General features: G+C 42.2%; 22 protein-coding genes. 21 read left to right on the forward strand and 1 reads right to left on the reverse strand.

The window, feature by feature from the left end; all coding sequences use genetic code 11:
- Positions 1-54: 54 nt before the first annotated feature.
- Positions 55-963: a 1-aminocyclopropane-1-carboxylate deaminase/D-cysteine desulfhydrase gene (locus CWC04_RS10495; RefSeq protein ID WP_138685373.1), complete on the reverse strand. Its 909-nt coding sequence runs from the start codon at positions 961-963 to the stop codon at positions 55-57.
- 77 nt (positions 964-1040) lie between these two features.
- Between CWC04_RS10495 and CWC04_RS10500 the strand changes: the two genes are divergently transcribed.
- The 21 genes from CWC04_RS10500 to CWC04_RS10600 all read left to right on the forward strand — a co-directional run bounded on the left by CWC04_RS10500 (position 1041) and on the right by CWC04_RS10600 (position 22727).
- Positions 1041-1973: a hypothetical protein gene (locus CWC04_RS10500; protein ID WP_054982911.1), complete on the forward strand. Its 933-nt coding sequence runs from the start codon at positions 1041-1043 to the stop codon at positions 1971-1973.
- Positions 1970-2569, forward strand: coding sequence for a PilN domain-containing protein (locus CWC04_RS10505; RefSeq protein WP_096738994.1), 600 nt, complete (start codon positions 1970-1972; stop codon positions 2567-2569). Before CWC04_RS10500 ends, CWC04_RS10505 begins: the two co-directional genes overlap by 4 nt.
- Positions 2566-3246: a hypothetical protein gene (locus tag CWC04_RS10510; RefSeq protein WP_024032505.1), complete on the forward strand. Its 681-nt coding sequence runs from the start codon at positions 2566-2568 to the stop codon at positions 3244-3246. The genes CWC04_RS10505 and CWC04_RS10510 overlap by 4 nt, the downstream gene beginning before the upstream one ends.
- Complete coding sequence (locus CWC04_RS10515) at positions 3224-3547, forward strand: agglutinin biogenesis protein MshK (RefSeq protein WP_138685374.1); 324 nt, start codon at positions 3224-3226, stop codon at positions 3545-3547. The genes CWC04_RS10510 and CWC04_RS10515 overlap by 23 nt, the downstream gene beginning before the upstream one ends.
- Complete coding sequence (mshL, locus tag CWC04_RS10520) at positions 3531-5189, forward strand: pilus (MSHA type) biogenesis protein MshL (protein WP_138685375.1); 1659 nt, start codon at positions 3531-3533, stop codon at positions 5187-5189. Before CWC04_RS10515 ends, mshL begins: the two co-directional genes overlap by 17 nt.
- A 2-nt stretch (positions 5190-5191) precedes the next feature.
- Entirely contained in the window at positions 5192-6094 is a 903-nt protein-coding gene (locus tag CWC04_RS10525; RefSeq protein WP_138685376.1) for an ExeA family protein, read from the forward strand.
- Positions 6091-7281, forward strand: coding sequence for a tetratricopeptide repeat protein (locus CWC04_RS10530; protein ID WP_138685377.1), 1191 nt, complete (start codon positions 6091-6093; stop codon positions 7279-7281). Before CWC04_RS10525 ends, CWC04_RS10530 begins: the two co-directional genes overlap by 4 nt.
- Entirely contained in the window at positions 7278-9005 is a 1728-nt protein-coding gene (locus tag CWC04_RS10535; RefSeq protein WP_138685378.1) for a GspE/PulE family protein, read from the forward strand. The genes CWC04_RS10530 and CWC04_RS10535 overlap by 4 nt, the downstream gene beginning before the upstream one ends.
- Positions 8992-10209 (forward strand): type II secretion system F family protein, encoded by a 1218-nt coding sequence (locus tag CWC04_RS10540; RefSeq protein WP_096041080.1) that lies wholly within the window; start codon positions 8992-8994, stop codon positions 10207-10209. The genes CWC04_RS10535 and CWC04_RS10540 overlap by 14 nt, the downstream gene beginning before the upstream one ends.
- Positions 10210-10214: 5 nt before the next feature.
- A complete protein-coding gene (locus CWC04_RS10545; protein WP_126005698.1) occupies positions 10215-10799 on the forward strand; it encodes an agglutinin biogenesis protein MshB in 585 nt (194 codons plus the stop codon).
- A gap of 22 nt (positions 10800-10821) precedes the next feature.
- Positions 10822-11367, forward strand: a complete 546-nt coding sequence (locus CWC04_RS10550; RefSeq protein ID WP_138685379.1) for a prepilin-type N-terminal cleavage/methylation domain-containing protein — start codon at positions 10822-10824, stop codon at positions 11365-11367.
- 9 nt (positions 11368-11376) lie between these two features.
- Complete coding sequence (locus tag CWC04_RS10555) at positions 11377-11868, forward strand: type IV pilin protein (protein WP_121636902.1); 492 nt, start codon at positions 11377-11379, stop codon at positions 11866-11868.
- Entirely contained in the window at positions 11855-12397 is a 543-nt protein-coding gene (locus CWC04_RS10560; protein ID WP_138685380.1) for a type IV pilus modification PilV family protein, read from the forward strand. The genes CWC04_RS10555 and CWC04_RS10560 overlap by 14 nt, the downstream gene beginning before the upstream one ends.
- Positions 12397-13236 (forward strand): PulJ/GspJ family protein, encoded by an 840-nt coding sequence (locus tag CWC04_RS10565; RefSeq protein ID WP_138685381.1) that lies wholly within the window; start codon positions 12397-12399, stop codon positions 13234-13236. Before CWC04_RS10560 ends, CWC04_RS10565 begins: the two co-directional genes overlap by 1 nt.
- Complete coding sequence (locus CWC04_RS10570) at positions 13226-13711, forward strand: agglutinin biogenesis protein MshP (protein ID WP_249326121.1); 486 nt, start codon at positions 13226-13228, stop codon at positions 13709-13711. Before CWC04_RS10565 ends, CWC04_RS10570 begins: the two co-directional genes overlap by 11 nt.
- Before the next feature lie 56 nt (positions 13712-13767).
- Positions 13768-17448: an H-type lectin domain-containing protein gene (locus CWC04_RS10575; protein ID WP_249326123.1), complete on the forward strand. Its 3681-nt coding sequence runs from the start codon at positions 13768-13770 to the stop codon at positions 17446-17448.
- Between the two features lie 176 nt (positions 17449-17624).
- Positions 17625-19664, forward strand: coding sequence for an SUMF1/EgtB/PvdO family nonheme iron enzyme (locus tag CWC04_RS10580; RefSeq protein WP_004585755.1), 2040 nt, complete (start codon positions 17625-17627; stop codon positions 19662-19664).
- A gap of 136 nt (positions 19665-19800) precedes the next feature.
- Positions 19801-20844 (forward strand): rod shape-determining protein, encoded by a 1044-nt coding sequence (locus CWC04_RS10585; protein ID WP_002958401.1) that lies wholly within the window; start codon positions 19801-19803, stop codon positions 20842-20844.
- Positions 20844-21686: a rod shape-determining protein MreC gene (mreC, locus tag CWC04_RS10590; protein ID WP_024032490.1), complete on the forward strand. Its 843-nt coding sequence runs from the start codon at positions 20844-20846 to the stop codon at positions 21684-21686. Before CWC04_RS10585 ends, mreC begins: the two co-directional genes overlap by 1 nt.
- On the forward strand, positions 21679-22158 hold the full coding sequence (gene mreD, locus CWC04_RS10595; protein WP_004585757.1) for a rod shape-determining protein MreD: 480 nt from the start codon (positions 21679-21681) through the stop codon (positions 22156-22158). Before mreC ends, mreD begins: the two co-directional genes overlap by 8 nt.
- The gene (locus CWC04_RS10600; RefSeq protein ID WP_024032489.1) at positions 22158-22727 is read left to right on the forward strand and encodes a Maf family protein; all 570 of its coding nucleotides are present in this window, start codon (positions 22158-22160) and stop codon (positions 22725-22727) included. The genes mreD and CWC04_RS10600 overlap by 1 nt, the downstream gene beginning before the upstream one ends.
- Position 22728: the final 1 nt, after the last annotated feature.

A 22728-nucleotide genomic window follows, 5' to 3' on the forward strand; every position in this document is an offset into this window, starting at 1 on the left:
CGTGGTTAAACTGGCCCTAAGTAAGCATGTTTTAATACCCAGAGGTTAATAGCCTTAGATCAGGCCTCGATATTTTAGCCCATTGAGCCCTTGTAAACCGCCTGTATGAATCGCCATTATATGACTACCAGCAGCAAAGTAATCTTGCTCGATAAGTTGCCATAGTGCATACATCATTTTACCGCTGTATATAGGTTCAAGAGGTAAGTTATGTTGCTGTTGCATGCGTTGGCAAAACTGCCATAAGTCATTACTAAATTTGCCATAACCGCCATCATGAAACTCAGTAAGTAGCTGCCAATTGGATTGCTGAGCTGCTTTTTTACTGAGTGCTGTAATTTCTTTGTTCAAGTACTCGGCTTGTTTTAATACCGCAATTCCTAACAGCTGTGTGGCCTCATAGCTACCTTCAATTAAGCCTGCAAGTGTTCCTCCACTCCCGGTGGGGCATACTAAGTAATCATGCTTTGGTAAGCTTTTAGCAAGCTCAGCACACCCAGGCAGGGCGTATGTATTACTTCCACCTTCAGGGATTATATAGGCTTGTGTAAAGCGTGCTTGCAAATGGGCTAAATAATCTGGGTCATGGCGCTGCTTATATTCAATACGAGTAACCGCATGTAAATCCATAGCACACTGTTTAGCAAATTGCAGGGTGGGGTTTTGAGTATCTAAGTGTGGCCCTCTAATTATGGCGTGGGTTTTTATATTAAATAGTTTACCCGCCCCTGCACAGGCGTGAACATGATTAGAAAAAGCCCCCCCAAAGGTGAGTAGTTGTGTTTTATTAAGGGCTTGCATTTGCTGTAAATTATATTTTAGCTTACGCCATTTATTACCACTTATTAGCGGGTGAAGTAAGTCATCTCTTTTTATACTTAACCGTATGTTTCTCTTTTTTAGACAGTCGCTATCTATTTGTTGTATTGGACTTTCTTTTTCAATATTAAATAAGTTAAGCATTATTTCTCGCGTTTAAACTTGCAAACTAACAATCTTGTACGACACTTAATTAATCTCTTATTAACAATAGTAGCTATATGAAAAAAAAGCTGTTTTCGTTGTTATCTTGGTTAAATCGCAGTTTAGACTCAAGCACAGCGATTGGTATTGCTACTTATGCAGATACAGTAAACGCGGTGTGTTTAAAAAAAAATCAAGGGCAGTGGTACGTACATAACTCACACAGTGTGAATGTAGAGGACCAAACGGATTATACAGTCGCTATTGCAACTTGCACAAATGAAGTTTGCGCTGAGGTGTGCCCTGTAAATTTAGTGGTTCCTCATTATTTTTATCAAATAGTGCAAATGGATAAACCCATGCTGAGTGACGAAGAGATCATTCAATCCCTACCTTGGACAACAAAAGACTTAGTTGATATTCCACCAGAGAACATTGTTGCCGACTTTATCGATTACCCAATTATTCAGCCTATGCAAAGCAGTAAAATGAATGTGTTTATTACTAATAAACTACAGTTACTGCCTTTTATTGATAGCTTTTCAAAAATAAAGCCTGTGCTCAGAGCAATGACCTCGGAAGAAATGATTTTAGTGACCTTGTTTGGCGAAGATAAAAGCGCGCACATGCTTATAGTGCAACATGCAGGGCATGAGCCGCGTATTTTAATTATTCGTGATGGTCAGCTTTTATTAGCTAGGCGTTTAAACGGGTTTTTAGGCATTTCAGATAAAGAGCGCACACACGGTTTGGTTGAAGCCTTAGGGCTTGAGATCCAACGATCAATGGATTTTTTTGAAAGCCAACTAAAACAGCCTCCTATCAGAAGCATTCAGCTGCATTGCGATGATTTATCGTCTTTGACGTTAAGGGCAGGTCTTGCAGAATTTTTGCAAGTAAAGGTTGTTGATTTTAAACCTAATATAGATTTAGCACAGGATCTCGAACCCAGCTTTTATTACGCATTAGGCGCAGCGTACCAATTAACCGATCCGGATTCAGTACTATGAAAACACGGATTAATTTTTACCAAAAAGCCATTAGGGTTAGGCGCGACCCCGTGCCCTTTAAAGGAATGCTGTTGCTGTGGCTAGGTACATTGTTAGTGGTTGCATTAACCTGGTTGTTTTATTTATACGAAGAGCACAATAGCCAGCAATTACTTACACAAAGCCAAGCGTATCTAAAGCAAACGCAACAGCAATTAAACGTGGTAAAGCAGCGATTAGCTGATAAACAAAATAAATCGCATTTGATAGATGAGCTAAAAGTACTGCAACAAGAAATTTTGCATAAACAGCAGGTGTTTGATTATTTAGAAAACACATCCATGCACACGAAAACGGATTATGCCGATGTGATGCGCGATTTGGCAGCGTACCACGAACCGCAAATTTGGCTTGATCAGATAAAGTTTGAAGGTCAAAAAGTAATGCTCAAAGGGCGTACTCAGCAAGCCAAATTTTTACCTATTTGGCTTGCTAATCTCAAGCAATCGAGCTTTTTTAAAGGGAAGGAGTTTTCAGTGCTGGAGCTGTCGAGCAGTGATGGCGTGAGCGAGTTTAATGTGGCTACAGAGCTTAGTTCAAGTGAGGTAACACAATGAATGAGCAAAATGAAAATAAAGGCTGGCCATTATTTGTTAAATACCAAGCACAATTTGCGGCGTTACAGCAGCGGGAAAAGTATTCTGTGCTGTTTGTTGGCTTATTTCTTATTGTTTATTTAGGTTTATGGTTTGTGGTGTTTCCACAGCAAGATGCAGTAAATAGTTTACGCGTTGAACAAAATACATTGTGGCAAAAACTTAATCAAAATGAAGCACAGCTCTCTATGCTTACCCAGGCATTAGAGCATGACTACACTAAAGTACTCAGAAATCAGGTAGGGCAAACCCAGCGCGAGCTAGAAGATATAAATAATAAGTTAAGCACGTTTAGCCAAGGCTTTATTTCAGCAAACAAAGTACCTGCTGTATTAAAGGATTTATTAGTAAATACCCCCGATGTGCAAGTGGTTGGCTTTAGAGTAAACCCAGCAAAAGCAATTGATGTAGAAAAACTCGGTGAGCACGATACGCAAACCTTGTTTTTCGAACATCAAATGGTGGTTACTTTGCAGGGGCGTTATTTTAGCTTACAGCAGTATTTAGAAGGCCTTAAAGCTAGCCAACAAAAGTTGTTAATACAGCAGTTTAACTATCAGGTGCAAACATACCCTAATGCAGAGTTAACATTACAAATAGCAACGGTGAGTGCCAATGAAAAATTTATCGCTTTATAGTTTGTGTATATGTTGCGTGTGTTTTTTCTCTGTTAGTTCAGCTGAAATACTGCGCGACCCTACTCAGCCAAGCAATGCTCCAATACTAAAAGGCGCTGCAGTTAGCAATACAGCGCTGTCGTTACAGTCAATTATTAAAACCGAAAAGCAATACAAAGCGATTATTTCTAAGCAGGTGTATAAGCCAGGAGATGTAATAGGTGAATTTCGGGTGCTAACAATAAACGCCAATTCAGTGTTGTTAGCGAATGATGATAAGCAAATAAAATTAGAATTATACGACTATGAAATTAAAAAATAATATAACAAAGCCATGGCTTGCGCTTATTTTAATACCGCCTTTTTTAACGGCGTGCCATAGTTTTAAGCCCGGAAAAGAGATTCAGCCACACATAGCACAAGAGCTTGCTCCTATAAGCAACAATGCTAAAAGTGTTGCCCCAGTAGAGGTAAGTAGCGCGCTTACACAAAGCTTACTTTCGTCACTTAATAGCGAGCAAAGTTTAACAAATGAGTTAGCTGTAAAGCGTTTTGATGTAGCCGCAAAAGGGGTAGAAATAAGCTCATTTTTTAATGGATTAACTGCTGATACTCCATACAGCGTGGCAGTACACCCAAAGGTGAGCGGAGTTATTTCTTTAAATTTAAAAAACGTAACGTTTGAGGAAGTTATAGCTGTTATTAAACGCATGTACCCGTTAGATATTGTCCAAGAAGGTCGTATTGTGCAGGTGTTACCTGCGGTCATGCGCACAGAAACTATACCGGTTAATTATTTAATGATGCAGCGCCATGGGCAATCAACGGTAAGTGTAGTTGCTGGTGGAGTGAGCCAGTTTTCACAAAACAACTCAAGTTCAAATTCAAGCTCAAACAGTAGTAATAATTCGAGCCAAAATAATCAGTTTGGCAGCGATAATCAAAATACCGAGCTAAATGGCTCTCGCATCCAAACAATTAACCAAAACGACTTTTGGAAGGAGCTTGAAGTTGCTCTTAAATCGCTTATTGGTTCAAACGATGGCCGTTATGTGGTTGCCAGCCCACAGGCAAGCTTGGTTACGGTTAATGCATTACCCAGTGAAATAAACCAGTTAAAAGACTTTTTACGTCAAAGCCAAGAAAACCTTCAGCGACAAGTTATTCTTGAGGCTAAAATTGTCGAAATAACCTTAAAAGATGAATACCAACAAGGGGTTAACTGGGAGCGAATTTCTAGAGGGTTAGAAGGTGGGGTGTCGTTTGCAACTACAGCAGGCAGCATAGGTAATTCTATTTCAGCTACTTTAGGAGGGGTCTCCTCGTTAACGATTGAAAAAGGCGACTTTAGCGGCGTAATTAGTTTGCTTGAAACGCAGGGCGACCTGCAAATGCTTTCTAACCCGCGTGTAACTGCAACAAACAATCAAAAAGCCGTGATTAAAGTGGGGCAAGATGAGTACTTTGTTACTAACGTTTCGAGCACAACAGTAACGGGCACCTCAACGACTACGTCACCAGAAATAGATCTAACTCCGTTTTTTTCGGGAATTGCCTTAGATGTCACACCACAAATCGATAAATATGGCTCAGTTATTTTGCACGTTCACCCATCGGTAACTGAAACAGAAGAGCAGCTCAAGGTGATTACATTAGATGATCAGCGTTTTGAGTTGCCGCTTGCACAAAGCAATATTCGTGAATCTGATACGGTGATCCGCGCTCAAAGTGGTGAAATAGTCGTAATTGGTGGGTTAATGCAAACCACCACAGAAGATGAAGAGTCGAAAACACCTATTTTGGGCGATGTGCCAATATTAGGTAATTTGTTTAAAAGTATTAGTAAGCGTCAAGAGAAAAAAGAGCTCGTTATTTTAATCAAGCCAACGGTGGTGATGCCCGACACGTGGAAAAAGCAACAAGCTCATAGCCGCGCGCTATTAAATACATGGTATGAGAACTAACTATGTATTTGAGCTTTTTTAATTTAAGTGAAATGCCTTTCACCTTAACCCCAAACACCGAGTTTTTTTGTGCACTTGAGCCGCACCACGAAGCGATGCAAGTACTTACCACAGCGCTAAAAATGGGGGAGGGATTTATAAAAGTAACAGGAGAAGTAGGGACAGGCAAAACCTTACTATGCAGAAAACTTTTAAATCAAATTGAAGAAGACTACTTTGTGGCTTATTTACCTAATTCTTATTTAAGCCCTGAAGAATTACGTTGGGCTATTGCTGTAGAACTTGGCATGGAGGTAGATAAAAGCCTAGATCAACAATCGTTAAGCCAGCAAATAAACCATTACTTATTAGAGCTGCAAGAAGATAACGAACGGGTTGTACTACTGATAGATGAAGCGCAGTGCCTGAGTTGGGATACACTTGAAGCGCTTCGATTATTTACAAACCTAGAAACCGAAACCGAAAAGCTTATTCAGGTGGTGCTATTTGGCCAACCTGAATTAGATGAAAAACTTGCTAATAGTAAAGTGAGGCAACTACGCCAGCGGATCAGTTTTTCCTACTCATTGCGTGCAATGACCGCCAGTGAAGTTATTTATTATATTAATCACCGTTTACAAGTGGCAGGCTTTAATCAGCCACCACTATTTACGAATCGTTTAGGATTAAAAATAGCGCGAGCGAGTCGAGGAATTCCCCGTTTGGTCAATATTTTATGCCATAAAGTTTTACTGCAGGCATACGGTGAAGGCCTTAATAAAGTAACACCGCGCCATATACATCTTGCCATTGCAGACACCGAAGATTGCAAAAAGCACCATGCTAACCATTACTGGGCTTACAGCTTATTAGCTATTAGTGTTTTTGTTATTGCAATTATGTGGGTATGGAGGCAATGGTTATGAGTGTTATTAATAACATGCTAAAAAATATCGACCAGCGCCAAACTGCACAGCGTAATCAGCAAAGTGGCGGGGTCGCTATTCCCCCTGTACGCGACTACCACGATGTATTATTTAAAGTGCTGAGTGTTTTATTAGCGATTGTACTAATTTTTACAGCCTACCTTTATTTACCTTTTGCACAGGCACCACAAGCGAGTAAGGACACGGCTGAAAAAGCATATGCGGTTAATAATAACAGCCAGCCGATTGAAATTGCCCAAGCTAAAATTACCCCCGTAATTAAGCCCTTAAAACAATTAAGCGAAGAAAACACAGGCGCTAAAGCAGCTCATATTAATGCAGATACGCAAAAAGAGCTGGCGCAGGTACAAAGCAATAACGCATTGCCTGATCAGGCAAAAGACGAAGTAATACAGCTACACGCTGCAGACAAAGCCGCGCTACTAAGCAAAAAAGCAAGCCCCACAGAAGTAAACGCTAAAGTAGCCACTAGCACAGAAATAAATGCCCCAGTTGAAGCAAAAAGCAGTGCACCAGTAAAAAGCATTACACAGGCTAAGCAGCCGCCCGCTGAAAATAAATTAGTAAAAACTGCCAGTGTTAAACAAAGCAAAGCCCAGCGCATAGCACAGCAATTAAAGCGTGCTAAACAAGCGTTGGAATTTGCTTTATATGATGATGCGATTAACGATTTAACCGCTATTTTACAAACACAACCTGAGCATATAGAGGCGCGTAATTTACTCGCGGCAACGTATTTTCAGCAACAAGATGTACTTATGGCTCAGCAGTTATTAGTTGCTGGCATAAAAATAAACCCTGAGGTTGTGCAGTGGCGTGTAATGCTCAGTAAAATTTTAATTATGCAACAAGAGTACGAAGGCGTACTTAAACTGCTCATAGCCGAACTTGAGCCGCAAGCAAACTTGGAGTTTTGGGTATTAAAAGGCACTGCAGCACAAAATGCGCAGCAACATCAAATAGCGCTTGCGAGTTTTACACAGCTTACACAGCTTCAGCCTCAGCAGGCTAAATGGTGGCTGGCGTTAGCTACTTCAAAAGATGCGTTAGGGGAGTTTGCTGATGCAAAGCACCTTTATAAAGTTGCCCTAGATTTAGGCGGTTTAAATGCCGCAATGACGCAACATGCACTACAGCGCTTAGTCGCATTGAAGGAGGCTGTATGAGACCCAGTTTAAAAATGCGTTTAGGGGACTTACTCGTTCATGAGCAAATGATCACCGAAGCACAGCTAAGTGAAGCACTTAATGTGCAAGCTGCGTTAGGGCGAAAGTTAGGGGCTACATTAATTGCGCTTGAGTTTATAAGTGAGCCGCAATTATTGCGCTTTTTAGCCCAACAATTACAAATACCGTTTTTAGATATTTCGCAGCGCAAAATATCTTCAGATGTATCTAAATTACTTTCAGAGGTTTATGCCAGGCGCTACCGAGCATTAGTAATAGAAGATAACGGTGATTCTGTGTTAGTCGGAATGAGTGACCCCGCTGATTTGAGAGCGTTGGATCAGTTAGCGCCAATGCTAGCCCCTAAGCGAATTGAGCTTGCTGTTGTGCAAGAAAGCCAGCTTATGGCAGCGTTTGATAATGTGTACCGCCGAACAGAAGAGATTACTAACTTTGCTGAAAAGCTACACGAAGAATACGAAGACGTAGAAGAGTTTGACCTTAATTCCTTAGCAGATGAAACCTCTGACGCCACCGTAGTAAAACTACTGCAATCTATATTTGAAGATGCAGTACAAGTACGTGCCTCAGATATCCACATAGAACCCGATGAAAGGCTATTACGCATTCGCCAACGAGTTGATGGTGTATTGCAAGAGCACACATTAAACCAAGTAAAAATAGCCTCTGCTTTAGTACTTAGGCTAAAACTTATGTCGGGGTTAGATATATCGGAGAAGCGTTTACCGCAAGACGGCCGTTTTAATATAAAAGTGCACGCGCACAGCATTGATGTACGTTTATCGACAATGCCAGTGCAATATGGCGAGTCAGTTGTGATGCGGTTGCTCGACCAATCTGCAGGGCTTTTATCGTTAGACGAAACAGGCATGCCGGTGCATATTTTAAAACGCCTGCGCAGCATTATAAAACGCCCTCATGGCATGGTGTTAGTGACTGGGCCTACCGGTTCAGGAAAAACGACCACCTTGTATGGCGCTTTAAGTGAGCTTAATCAACAAGAAAGTAAAATTATTACCGTAGAAGATCCGGTTGAATACCGCATTGGACGGGTAAACCAGGTGCAAATAAACAACAAAATAGGCTTAAGTTTTGCCAGTGTATTAAGAACCACGTTACGCCAAGACCCCGATATTATTATGGTTGGCGAAATGCGTGACCAAGAAACCGTTGATATAGGCCTAAGGGCTGCATTAACAGGCCATTTAGTACTTTCTACGTTACATACCAACGATGCCATATCAAGCGCAATGCGCTTAATTGATATGGGAGCACCCGCTTATCTAGTTGCAAGCTCACTACGCGCTATTATTGCTCAGCGCCTAGTTAGGCGTATTTGCAATGAATGTAAAACACCGTATCACCCAGATAAACAAGAACAAAGCTGGCTTACCTATTTAGGCGAAGATATTAGCAGCACACAGTTTTGGCGAGGCCAAGGCTGCACAGCATGTAGCCATAGCGGCTACAAAGGCAGGGTGGGGATTTTTGAGCTGTTAGAAATGAACGACGCTATGATGGATGCCCTGCGTATTAACGACACGCAGCGTTTTGCCGAAGCGGCTAAAAATAGCGCTAATTTTGCACCGCTTTCTTATATGGCTTTAACGTATGCAAAGCAAGGCATTACCTCGTTAGATGAGGTATTTAAAGTGGCTGAATATGTACCTGAAGTGGTAGGTGATGACGATGCAGCTTTATAGTTACAAAGCCAAAGACGCAAAAGGTGCGCTGGTTAAAGGGCGTGTTGAGGCAAATAATGAGGCCGGTGTTGCCGATAGCTTATTAAAGCGCCAGTACATACCTATTTCAATTTCGTTAGTTGAAACAAAAAACAATATAAAGTTATTCGATAACCTATTTAGCGAAAAAATAACCCTTGATGACATGATCATGTTTTCACGGCAAATGTATTCTTTACTTAAAGCCGGGATCCCCATTATTAGGGCAATGATAGGGCTTGCTGATACCACGCAAAATAAAGAGTTTAAAAGTGTATTGCTTGAGGTAACACGCCAGCTCGAACAAGGCCGTGAACTATCTAGTGCGTTAGCTATACACAACAAGGTGTTTAGCCGCTTAACTATTTCTATGGTTAAAGTCGGAGAAGGCTCGGGACGATTAGAAGATGCATTTTATCAGCTGGCTATTTACTTTGAAAAAGAGCAAGAGACTCGTAAGCGCATAAAAGCCGCTATGCGTTACCCCACTTTTGTTATTTTGGCACTTTTAGTTGCGATGATCATATTAAATATTTTTGTGATCCCAACCTTTGCCAGCATGTTCGAAAAGTTTGATGCAGAGCTGCCTTTAATGACCCAGATCCTCATTGGCACCAGTAACTTTTTTGTCAATTATTGGTGGCTGCTAGCGCTAATGTTAGTGGGGGGAGTCGTTGCATGGCGTCGGTATTTAAATACGTCGGCTGGGCGCTTTAAGTGGGATCACCACAAACTTAAAATTCCATTTGTAGGCGATATTTTAAAACGCACCTTACTCGGCCGTTATAGCCAAAGTTTAGCCATGGTGCTGCGCTCGGGCGTCCCTATGACGACAGGGCTGTCGTTAACGGCCCATGCAGTTGATAACAGCTACATGGAAAAAGCCATTATCACCATGCGTCAAGATATCGAAAAAGGCGACAGTTTGTTGCGGGCTTCGCGAAGTAGCGAGCTATTTTCACAGTTGGTACTGCAAATGGTGGCAGTGGGTGAAGAAACCGGTCGCGTAGATGAGTTATTACAAGAAGCGGCTGATTTTTATGAACGAGAAGTCGATTACGATTTACGCAGTTTAACCGCAAAAATAGAGCCCATTTTGACGGTGTTTGTTGCCATTATGGTGCTTATTTTAGCACTCGGTATTTTTATGCCGATGTGGAACATGATGTCGGCTATTAAAGGGTAGCCATTGTGACTAACTGTCGTGTTCGTGCAACAGGTTTTTCGTTATTTGAGCTCGTTTTAGTAGTTGTTTTACTGGCAGTTATTATGGCTTTTGCTATACCTCAATACATAGGCATTAAAAATCAGGCACACAATGCGAGTGTGGATGTGGTGGCTGGTGGGTTTGCCTCTGCTGTGTTGATGGTCAAAGGTCAGTGGGAATTATCGGGGCGTCCAAAGGGCGTTAATAATACAACACATATTAATTACGGAGGTGTCATTGTTGGTGTCGATGGAGAGAGAGGCACACCAACGGGTGATAAAACGACTAATACTGATACGCGGGCCAGCGCAATGACTGCACTGCAATGCCAAAAAGTATTAAGTGTAATTTTACAAGATGCGCCTACAAGCACATTAAGTACCGAGGTTTCTATAATAACCAAGGTGAGTTATTTAGTGCGTTATAACACTAAAAACAACCAGTGTATTTATTATTTAACTCATAATTTAAACACCAATAACCTACCTACCGATGGCGCCGTTATGGCTAAAAAAGTAGGGTTTTCGTACTTTCCAACAACAGGCAAAGTGCAAATTTTTAAAAACTAAGTAATTATAAAGAGGCTTACTTATGAAAACGCAGTCATTAAAACAACCAATGAATAAGCAAGCAGGTTTTACGCTTGTTGAACTAATAATTGTAATTGTAATTTTAGGTATTTTAGCGGTGACCGCTGCCCCTCGTTTTTTAAACCTGCAGGGTGATGCTAACGCTTCTACACTCGAAGGTTTACAAGGCTCAATTCGCAGTGGTATGAATATCGTAAATGGTAAATCTATTATCGCAAGTGACCACAAAAAAGCGAGTGCAACGGTTACTGTTGATACCGGCAATGCAGTATCTACAGTGTATGGCTACCCTGCAGCGACAGAAGCAGCTTTTGAAGCTTTTTTAGATGTAGAATTTGCATCTGATGATTCTGCAGATTTTAACCTTGTAGCAGTTGCTGCTACAGGTACTACGGGCGATCAGGTATTAATTTTCCCTAATAGTTATGTGCAAACTGATGATTGCCGTATTGAATATACACAAGCATCAGCAACAACAACGACTACAACGCCAATACAAACAGTTGTAACGCCTCCTACTGTTACGCTTATTACGAGTGGGTGTTAATTTACATAAATGAATAGCAGTAGTAATCAACGATTGCGTGGCTTCACACTGGTTGAATTAATTATTACTTTAGTTATTTTGGGCATACTGTCGGTAACGGCAGTGCCCAAGTTGCTAGGAAGTTCAACAGAGCAAGCATACTCATACAGAGATAGGGTATTAAACGCCCTACGCACAGTACAATTACGCGCGATGCAAAATACTGCAACAAGCAGCTGCCATAAACTGTATATTTCACCTACCTTGGTTGCGGGGCCAGAGCCAGAAACCTGTACTGGCGGCCCAAGTACCAATAATAGCGAGTATTTAGTTGTTGCTATCAATACCGAGCGCAGCGACGTACGATTTAATGCCTTAGATAGCAATGCTAATGTGTTTACGCAAATTAACTTTGACCCACTTGGGCGAGCAGATCAAAATTGCACAGTACAATGTAAAATTGACTTGGGTCTAGCCGCGGTGTGCATTAGCGGTGAAGGGCTTATTTATGCCTGCCCCTAAAATACAATCAGGCTTTACCTTAATTGAGCTGATTATTGGCATTGTGATGTTTGCTATTGCGCTAAGTATTATTACAGCTCTTATAGCACCTCAAGCAAAACAAAGTGCCGAGCCTATTGTCGCACTCAGGGCCTCAGAGCTTGGGCAAGCATTAATGAACGAAATATTAGCTAAATCATTTGATGAACATAGCGAGCGCACGCCACCATTTAGACGCTGCTCCGAAACAAGCTTAGGTGCCCAGCCTTGTAGTACTCATTCTGAGCTTGGTGCTGATAGCGGTGAAGCACGGGCTAATTTTAACGATGTTGATGATTACATTGCGCTCACAGGGCAGCCTATTAGTGATAGTTTAGGGAATACATTAGCGCAATACAGCGACTTTTCACTGGTTGTGAACGTGCAATACGACAGCGACCTAAACGAGGCAACCAATAACGATGGCGTTGCCTTTAAACGAATTACCATTGAAGTAACCTCACCCTTGGGGCAAGTGTACGGCTTTAGTGCATATAAAGGTAATTACTAATGAATAGAGCAAAGCAAAAGCGTGGCTTTACCTTAGTTGAGCTATTACTTGTGATGGTAATTATTGGCATTTTAGCCGTAGCGTCATTTTCGTTTATTAGCGCTGGATTTAATATTTACAGCCAAGGTGTGAAACGTCAAGAAGCGGTGGCGCAAAGTCGCTTTGTTTTAACCCGATTAAGTAAAGAGCTTCGCCACGCAACCCCTAACTCACTGCGCTTAAATTGCGACAACGCCAGCAATGGATCGTGTAGCACGCAGCAGTGTTTAGAATTTACGCCGTTTTTATCTGCCACTCACTATACCGATTACTTACCCACTAGTGCCCCTTTTGAGATTACCGCCGTGAATTTTGTGCTTAATAATTTAACTGAGCCACAAATAAACGATTGGGCAAGTATTTATCCATTAAATAGCAGCGATATATACGATGAAAGTCAAAACAAGCGCCTACAAGTTAGCGGCTACAGCGCCGTTACAAGTGAGCTAGATACATGGCAATTTAGCAAAGCATTTGCTCAAGAGTCACCGAGTAAGCGTCTTTATTTATTAGATCAGCCCGTTAGCTTTTGTGTAGAAGGTAATTCACTGTATCGCTATAGCAACTACGGCTTTACTACAAATCAATTAAACGCCGCCAGCTTACAGGTTAGCTCGGGCGTTAAACGCGATTTAATGAGTAATTATATTGCCAATAACTTAACGAGCAGAGCCTTTTTTACGTTAAGTGAGATTTCGCTACAGCGCAGCGCGGTTGTTAATGTGTTTGCGCAAATGGGGTTTAACGACACCGAACAAATAAGTATTAGCCATGAGGTGCATGTGCCTAATGTCCCTTAATATAAAAAACATCAGTTTTGCTAAAAAGCAGCAGGGTAATTTGCTCATAATTACGTTGGTGATCATTGTCACTTTGCTGGCACTAGGGCTGGCGCTTTCTAAAGTGTTATCGGGTGCGGCGCAGCAAAATACCATTGAGTATTACGGTGCGCGCGCTTACATGGCAGCCCAAAGCGGATTAGAAACCGGCTTAAGCGAAATTTTTGCACTAAATAGCACTGCGCAAACATGCAGTGCAGTAACCACCAGTAGGAATTTTAGCACCCTCTATCTAGCCAATTGTGAAGTTGAACTGAGCTGTAGTGAATACATAGCCTTACCCGATAGCAGCACCCGCTCTGGCACCGTAAATATTTACTACTTACAAAGCTCTGCAACGTGCGCCACCAATGATTGTGCTGCCGGTGCAGCATGTCAAAAGGAATATTGGCAAACCCAACGTACTCTAAGTGTGGAGGCTAAAACATTACCATGAGCAAATATACCCTCTGTATTTTATGTTTAATAAGTTTGCTACTAAGTCGATGCGCTATGGCTGTACCGCCTAAAATTGAAGGGCGATTTATAGAGCTACAAGACACGTACACTTCACCCATATGGACAAAAATAAATTTTCAGCAGCAATACATAACCCCTCCTGCGGTATTTATGTTGTCCACTAATCAAGGCGGTAACCCCGCTATAGTGAGAATACGCAATGTAACAACCACAGGGTTTGAAGCATTGCCACTTGAGCCCTCAGGAGAAGATGGTGAGCATATAACCATGGGCGCGCACTATTTAGCGGTAGAATATGGAGTGCATGAATTTCCTGATGGGACCATTATGGAAGTGGGAAACACCGACTTACGCCTTGAGCTACAATACGGTGATAAGTCGGGGTTTGCCCCCATCACGCCTAAAGGTTACAAATCACTGACTTTTAATAAACCGTTTGCCGTAAGGCCTAACTTTTTTCATTCGTTACAAACACTAAATAGTTTAGATAGTAACCCGCCGTCTCAAGCGCTTGTGCCTTTTTTAACCATTGCAGTGCAAAGTGGTTCCTTATCTACAAGCGGGGTAAATATAGCGTTAGAGGCCTCAGAAACCGCATTAGGTGTTATTCAAACTGAAACGGTGGCCTACATGGCTGTAGAGCCTGGCAGTAATCGCACCTTTACCGATGACAATGGGGTAGAAGTGTCGTGGGAGACCTTTTTTACAGGATTCGAAGTTGATGGTTGGAATGATGGGTGTAACTACTTTAATTTTAACAATAACTTTAGTGAGGCACCGCTGGTGGTGGCAAGTAAAAATTCCCGACTTGAAGAAGACGGTGGGTGGCTGCGCAGCTGTAATTTAAGAGCGGATCGGTTAGGGCTGGTGGTTGATGAAGACCGTGATGGCGACAGAGAGCGTAACCACGTAAAAGAAGAAGCCTCTATATTAGCTATGACCAGTACGTTTGTATTTAATGGCGATATTTTAGATTGCGATACTTTATTTCCTGGCGCTATTTCTACCTACAATGATGGACAAGTGCAGCTTGTTCAAGGTGTGGAAATAACCGATAGCAATGCACAATTTATTACCACCACTAATTTAATATCAACGGCACTCACCAACCCGCCTTTGTGTAATGGCCAAGGCTGTGTGGCCACTGGGTATAACTCCCTTGAGCCAAATCAAGCTGCGCAAGTACCCACGGTCACAAACGATGGAAGCTCTACCGGTGATGTGCCTGTATCGTTAGCTGGTGATTATTTTTATGACGAACTAGCACTTAACTTATTGGAAGATGAGTACAAGGTAACAGCGCCCACCCGTATCTTTTTAAAAGATACATCGTCGCTAATTTCTAGCGCATTTTTGAACATAGGCAAAACGAATATTGCGGTTGAGGAAGGAGCGTATTTAGCTATATATGTCGATGGTGATGTTGCCATTGCGGCCGATGCAAATATTGCTGCATACATTGTCGCAACGGGGGAGGTAAGAATTGCCCAAAATGTCACGTACCAGGGCTCTATAACCGCTGCAACACAAGTAATAACCGAGGGCAGCTCTACGTTTGATGCGTTAACAGTGCCAGAGAGTATTCCTGGGTTTTGCGGTATTTTTACGCCGGTTTTGCTTGATCACTACCGCATATCATTAAGTGATAACCAAGGTTTAACCTGCCAAGCAAAAGAAATGACATTAACCGCCTGTGCAAACGATGCATGTGATTTACTGTACGATGAGCCCTCCGCACTTGATCTGTCTCCAGATAACAGTGGTCAACAAAGCTGGGTAAGCGGTGAAAATATTACCTTTACAGGCTCTGCCACAGTAGCGCTTGCAAAGCGCACCACAGGGACCGTCACACTTGGCTATAATACCGCCGACCCATCTGCACCGCTGCGTTGTTATATTAATGGTAGTAACGTAGGGCTGGGAGGGTGCAAAGTGGTTTTTTCTGATGCAGGGTTTATTTTTAATAACGACACAGCCAATACAGTGAATATTCCCACTCAATTATCTGGTAAACCCTCTAGCGAAGGTTTTAATGCCGCCGAGCTATCCATTCAAGCGGTTAAAACAAATACCACAACAGGCGTATGCGAAGCCGCATTCCCTGCCGGTGGTCAAGTTGATTTAGATTTAGCTTATACCTGCAGTACCGGCGCTGCGTGTTCAGATCCAATACAACTTAGTAATAATGCGAATACGTATAGAGTGCAGCAAGCATATCAAACTTTTTCGCTCACCTTTGATCAAGACTCAAAAGCCCCTATTGCTATTAACTACCCTGATGCCGCTAAATTAAGTTTAAATGCACGGGCAACAATTGTATTAGACCCAGTAACTAATTTATCAGTAAGCTTAACCGGCAGCTCTAACGAATATGTAGTTAAGCCCTTTGGATTAGCGATGCAAGTTGCAAGTGACGGCTATGCCCAAACAGCAAACGATAGTTTATTTAGATTAACGGGTGAGTCATTTGATTTAAAAATGAATGCAGTACAGTGGCGCGCAGGGCAAGACAATAACAACGATGGGATACCTGATAACTATAGCGCTATTCATAGTAATCCCATTGCAAAACACTTCATTAGCGAGTCTCCTTTAGTAACACATAGCTTAGTATTACCCAGCTCTGGTAATGAGGGGCAAATTGAAGCGCTAAGTACCCTTGCCTTTACTGATACGGGAAGCTTGAGTGAATCCATATCGCAGTACGCTTATGACCAAGTGGGTATTATAAACGTATTTGCGGGTTTACAAGATGGCGATTATTTTGGTGTGGGCGATGTAAAAGGGCAGCTAAACAACGTAGGGCGGTTTGCTCCATCGCACTATCAAGTATTAGGTGTTCAAGCTGCTGCGCAATGTACACAGTTAGGCAGTAATTTAACCTATTTAGATCAGCCATTTGAGCTTGGTTTTACGGTACAAGCGCTTAATCATAACAACCAGCTAATGGCTAATTACAAACAAGGCTTTGAAAAAGCCCAAGTACAAATAAATGCCGAAAACAATCAAGCTGGTAATTATGTACCAGCAACAACGCTAACCAGCAGGTTAGCCAATATAAGCAGCAATAGTTGGAACACCCTAGCCGATGGGCAGTGGCAAATGAGCGACAGCACTGCCATGTTAACGCGCTTGGCTATAAATAACCCCGACGGCCCATTTACTATGGTTAACCTTATGGCCACCGTCACTAATACAGAAGGCGCTACGTTAATTGATGCTAACGATGAGCCGAGTACGCAAGCAAGCTGCAGCACTGATTGCAATAGCGTGCGTTTAAACGATGTGCCAATAGACTTTCGCTTTGGACGCTTAGTGCTAGGGAACAATGCGGGCTCAGATTTAGACTCATTACGTGTGCCTATGCAGGCTCAGTACTTTAATGGAACAGGCTTTGTATTAAATACCGAAGATAACTGCAGTGTATTTGAGCATCCGCAGTTATCCCAAATATCTCCATCAACGCCAATATTAAGCTATGAGTATGGTGCAGGTGCAGCGGGTTCATTAGAGGCAGGCAGCTACCCTACAAACAATGCTATTTATGCAACACCAAATGGCAGTGGTACATTTACATTAGAATACGAAACAGAAAATTGGTTAAAGTGGGATTGGCTTGGTGATAATTCACAGCAAGATCCCCATGCTATTTTGCAATTTGGTCGCTTTAGAGGAAATGATCGGGTTATTTACTGGCGTGAAACAAGAGAATAGTTGTAAACTAAGATAATAATTGAACAAAGCTTGTGTTTTGTGCTTCAAGTACATAGCATAAGGCATTGGGTGTATTGATTTTTGATGGTTGAAAAATGTTCAGCTTTCAAAAGAGAGTACACTCTAATAAACAATAATAACGACCAAATAATTGCCGCTTTTTGGGACTGGAATATATGCGAATTGCTCCTTTATCTCTGTTAATTTCCGCTAGTTTGTTAGCTAGTAGTGCATTTGCACAAGACACAGCAACAGTAACCGGAATTGAATCAGAGATTAGTATTAAACAAACAGAATACGATAACTCGACACAAATACTTGAAAAACACTTAAAAGAAGAAAGTCAGTTACAAAACCAACTTGAACTACTTCGTTCTCGCTCTACAGAGCTGGATAAAGAGAAAAACCAAGCACTTGATGCGATGAACGAAATGTATCGCCGCTTAATTGACGATCCTACGCTTGATATTAGTGCTGCCCAATCGCGCTATCAAAAAGCAGTGGTTGATCATAAGCAAAATAAAGACGACATCTCAATGCAGTTGGCGGCAATTGCATCTCATCGTAAAGATATAGAGCAAATTCGTGTTGCAAAACATACGCTTTTAAACACCTTAGAAAGCTTAAAAGAGCAATTAACTACAGCCCGAGTCGAGCGTTTACGTAATGAGTTTACCCGCGAAGGTACACTGGAAGTAAACCACACAATTAACTGTAAGCGTACCGAAACGCTCGCAGCCTGTGAGCAACGCGGCCAGCAAATGGGTTTACAAAAAGCCACTAAGCGCTTTGTTGATCAAATATTTGCTAATTTAACAGAAGAGCGAATTGTTGAACCAAAACGCAACATGGCAGGCGCACAAGTACAAATTTTAAGTAGCCATGTAGTTAACAGTGCATTTAGCGGACAAGGCAATTACAACGTTAACTTAAGCGTAACCATGCGCGGCGAAGTAAACAGCAGCCGCCTATGTAACTTATTAAACGTAGATAACCGTTATTGTTCTGAATATGGCTCGCCACTCGCGACAGCGTATCAGCCTGGTTACGGTACAACCTACTCTGATAGTCAGTTAACATTCAGCAACGCCGCGGATAATACCGACACTGTGTCTGTATCGCGAATGAACAATCAGCCAGTGCGCGATTACTCAGTGAAAGCTGCACCTACAAAAAAAAACTATCCATCAATTATAAATAAAGAGAAAAATCAGCAAGTTGAGCTGACTTTACGTTCAAATGTTTACGATGATGAAGTGTTTATTGATGGGGTGAGCTTTGGCTCTACGCGTTTAGTTACGCGTTTACCGCGTGGTGTGCATAACGTAGAAATACGTAAATTAGGTTATAAGCCTTACAAAGTAAGAGTTGATTTAACTAAAGCACAGACTATTCATGCTAACTTAGTAAAAAAGTCTGAGTCGATTGCTGCACCGGCTTACACTCGCGAGCAACCAAAACCTGTAAGTCGTACAGCAAGCACTAATCGCTCTGCTGATGTACAAAATAATGTTGTAGTTGTGCCCGCCGGTAAATTTAAGATGGGCGATATTAACGGCAATGGTTTAGCAAATGAACGCCCGGTTATTGAAAAAGTGATCGCCAGCTCATTTGCAATGCAAACCAAAGAGGTTACCGTAGGTGCCTACGAAGCGTTTGTAGCAAGTACTGGGTATAAAACACAAGCAGAGCAAAGCAAAGGGTGTGCTTATTATTTAAATGGCGAACCCGTATGGGAAGCTAATTTAAACTGGCGTAACCCAGGTTTTGAACAAAGCAGCGATTTTCCTGCTGTGTGTTTAACATTTAACGACGCGAAAGCGTACGCCGAATGGCTCTCTGGCGAAACCGGGCAGCAGTACCGTTTACCTAATGAAGTTGAATGGGAATACGCCGCTCGCGCAGGTACAGAAACAGAATACCCTTGGGGTAACGAAATAGGTAAAAATTTAGCTAACTGTGGTTGGTGTGGTAGCGAATGGTCAAACAAACGTGCAGCACCGGTGGGTTCTTTTTCTCCTAACGCATTTGGATTATACGACACCGTAGGCAATGTGTGGGAATGGACAGCTAAAGAGTCAGGCGAATCTGATGTTGCAGTAAGAGGCGGAGCGTGGAACTTTGCACCAAGCCTTGCACGTGCTTCAACACGATTAATTTTAGCGCCAGATTTTAGATCTAACTACATTGGCTTTCGCTTAGTCCGCGAACGATAGCATTTAACCAAGGAAGCCTAGCTTCCTTTTTTCACAAATTAACAAAGGTAGTTGCGCTTTATATTGCTCATCTAATTAGGCATGTTAAAGTGAGTGCAGCTAACATAAGAACGTATTTCAAAGGTCATCCAGCCTCATGTTTAAAAAACTCCGTGGTATTTTTTCAAACGATCTATCGATCGACTTGGGTACAGCCAATACCCTTATTTATGTAAAAGAAGAAGGTATTGTACTTAACGAACCTTCAGTTGTAGCTATTCGTCAAGAACGCGCTGGTGGACCTAAAAGTGTTGCTTCTGTGGGTACAGAAGCAAAACAAATGCTAGGGCGTACACCGGGTAATATTAAAGCGATTCGCCCAATGAAAGATGGCGTAATAGCCGACTTTTATGTAACCGAAAAAATGTTACAACACTTTATAAAACAAGTGCACAACAATAACTTTATGCGCCCAAGCCCGCGTGTACTTATTTGTGTACCGTGTGGTGCAACCCAAGTAGAAAAGCGTGCAATCCGCGAATCAGCAATGGGTGCCGGCGCGCGCGAAGTGTACCTAATTGAAGAGCCAATGGCCGCAGCAATTGGTGCTGGGCTACCAGTATCAGAAGCAACCGGTTCTATGGTTGTTGATATTGGTGGTGGTACTACCGAAGTTGCTATTATTTCACTAAACGGTGTTGTTTACTCATCGTCTGTGCGTATTGGTGGCGATAAATTTGATGAAGCCATTATTAATTATGTACGCCGTAACTTTGGTAGCCTAATTGGTGAAGCAACGGCTGAAAATATTAAACATCAAATTGGCTCTGCTTTTAAAACTGACGAACCAATTGAAATTGAAGTACGCGGTCGTAACTTAGCCGAAGGTGTTCCTCGCTCATTTACACTTAACTCGCACGAAATTTTAGAAGCACTCCAAGAGCCGCTAATGGGTATTGTAAGTGCGGTAATGGTTGCACTTGAGCAGTCTCCACCGGAGCTTGCATCAGATATTTCAGCTCACGGTATGGTTCTGACTGGCGGTGGAGCACTATTAAAAGATTTAGATCGTTTATTAATGGAAGAAACAGGCATTCCTGTGGTTGTTGCCGATGATCCACTTACGTGTGTAGCACGTGGCGGCGGTAAAGCACTTGAAATGATTGATGTTCATGGTGGTGACGTTTTTAGTTACGATTAATGAAATTACTGTTTGGACAAACCATCTCTTTGCAACTGCGACTTTTTGTCGCAGTGCTTTTGAGCATAGTACTCATTGCGGGCGATAAGTTTACACAAGGCGGTACGGTTGTACGTACAAGCCTTAATACACTTGTTAGCCCATTAATTTACGTTGCCAACCTACCTTACGAAATATTTAGCTTAGGTGCTAAAAGCCTGCATACCCGCGATCAGTTACTGAGCGAAAACGAAGCGCTGAAAAAAAAGCAAATGCTACAAAGCGAGCAATTGCAGCAATACCAATTTTTAGCCCGCGAAAACCAAAAGCTACGCGCTTTACTTGGCTCATCGGCTAAGCAATCTAATCGTAAAAAAATAGCCCAAGTACTTTCTGTACATTCAAACCCTTATAGTCATCAAGTGGTTATTAACCGCGGTACCACCGACGGCCTAAGCGAAGGCCAAGCCGTAATTGATGAAATGGGGGTTGTTGGCCAATTAACAAAAGTAGGCTCTACCACATCGCGCGTGCTACTAATGACCGACACAACTCATGCTACGCCGGTACGTATACTACGAAACGACGTACGCACGGTAGTTGAAGGCATAGGTAAAATTAACGTTGTTAAGCTTTCGCATGTACCTCATAGCCTTGATGTGCGCATTGGCGATGTACTCGTGACCTCGGGGCTTGGCGGTACGTTTCCTGAAGGTTATCCGGTGGCCGTTGTCACCGAAATAAACCGCGATGAAGGGCGCCCATTTGCTCAAGTGTTTGCAGAGCCTATTGCACAGCTAGACCGTATTCGTTTGTTGGTTATTTTATGGCGCAATCAACAGGAGCAAATCAGCGATGATTAATCGTTATTCATTGTTAATTGCCCTAAGCATCTTTTTTGCTTTAATTATGGCATTAATGCCACTGCCTTTTTCGTTTGAGCCCTTCAGACCTGATTGGGTGTTACTGGTATTAATGTACTGGTCGCTGGCAGTGCCGCATAGATTAAATATTGGTACCGCGTGGGTTGTTGGCCTACTCATGGACTTAGCCTTAGGCTCGCCATTAGGGGTTAACTCACTCACGTATTCTATTTGTATATTTGTGACCGCAAGTAACTTTCAAAAAATACGTAACTTTTCGCTTTGGCAGCAAAGCTTATTAGTGGGCTTATTTTTAACCTTGTATCACTTAATGCAATTTTGGTTAAATCACTTTTTATTAGGTGTTTATTTTAATCCACAATACCTGTGGCCAGTGGCGACCGGTATGGTCAGCTGGTTTTGGGTCTTTTTACTTCTTCGCAAATACCGTAGACATTTTAGGATCAGGTAATGACAACCGCAGTATATTTGGCATCAGCCTCCCCGCGACGTAAAGAGTTATTGAGTCAGTTAGGCATTGAGTTTGAACAATTTAGTGTAGATGCAGATGAAACCCCACTTGCAAACGAGCAGCCTCATGCATTGGTTGAGCGCTTAGCTCGCTTAAAAGCGCAAACAGGCGTAGCGCTTGGTTACACAGACCGTCCAGTGCTTGGTAGCGATACTGTGGTTGTTATTGATAACGAATCATTGGGTAAACCACGCGATAAAAACGATTTCATAACAACACTTAAACGTTTATCTGGTAATACACATCAAGTGCTTACTGCCGTTGCTTTTGCTACACAAACAGATGTACTAAGTTGTGTGGTGAGTACCGATGTGACCTTTAAAACCCTCAGCGATGAAGAAATAAATAGCTATTGGGAGTCAAACGAGCCACAAGATAAAGCCGGTGGTTATGGCATTCAAGGCTTAGGTGGTCGCTTTGTTACACACATTGCGGGTAGCTATTTTGCTGTTGTAGGCTTACCTTTATACGAGACCGAACAATTATTACAAGCATTCTTAAGAAGGTAAC

Source organism: Pseudoalteromonas sp. S2893, assembly GCF_005887105.1.
Taxonomy (GTDB): Bacteria; Pseudomonadota; Gammaproteobacteria; order Enterobacterales; family Alteromonadaceae; genus Pseudoalteromonas; species Pseudoalteromonas atlantica.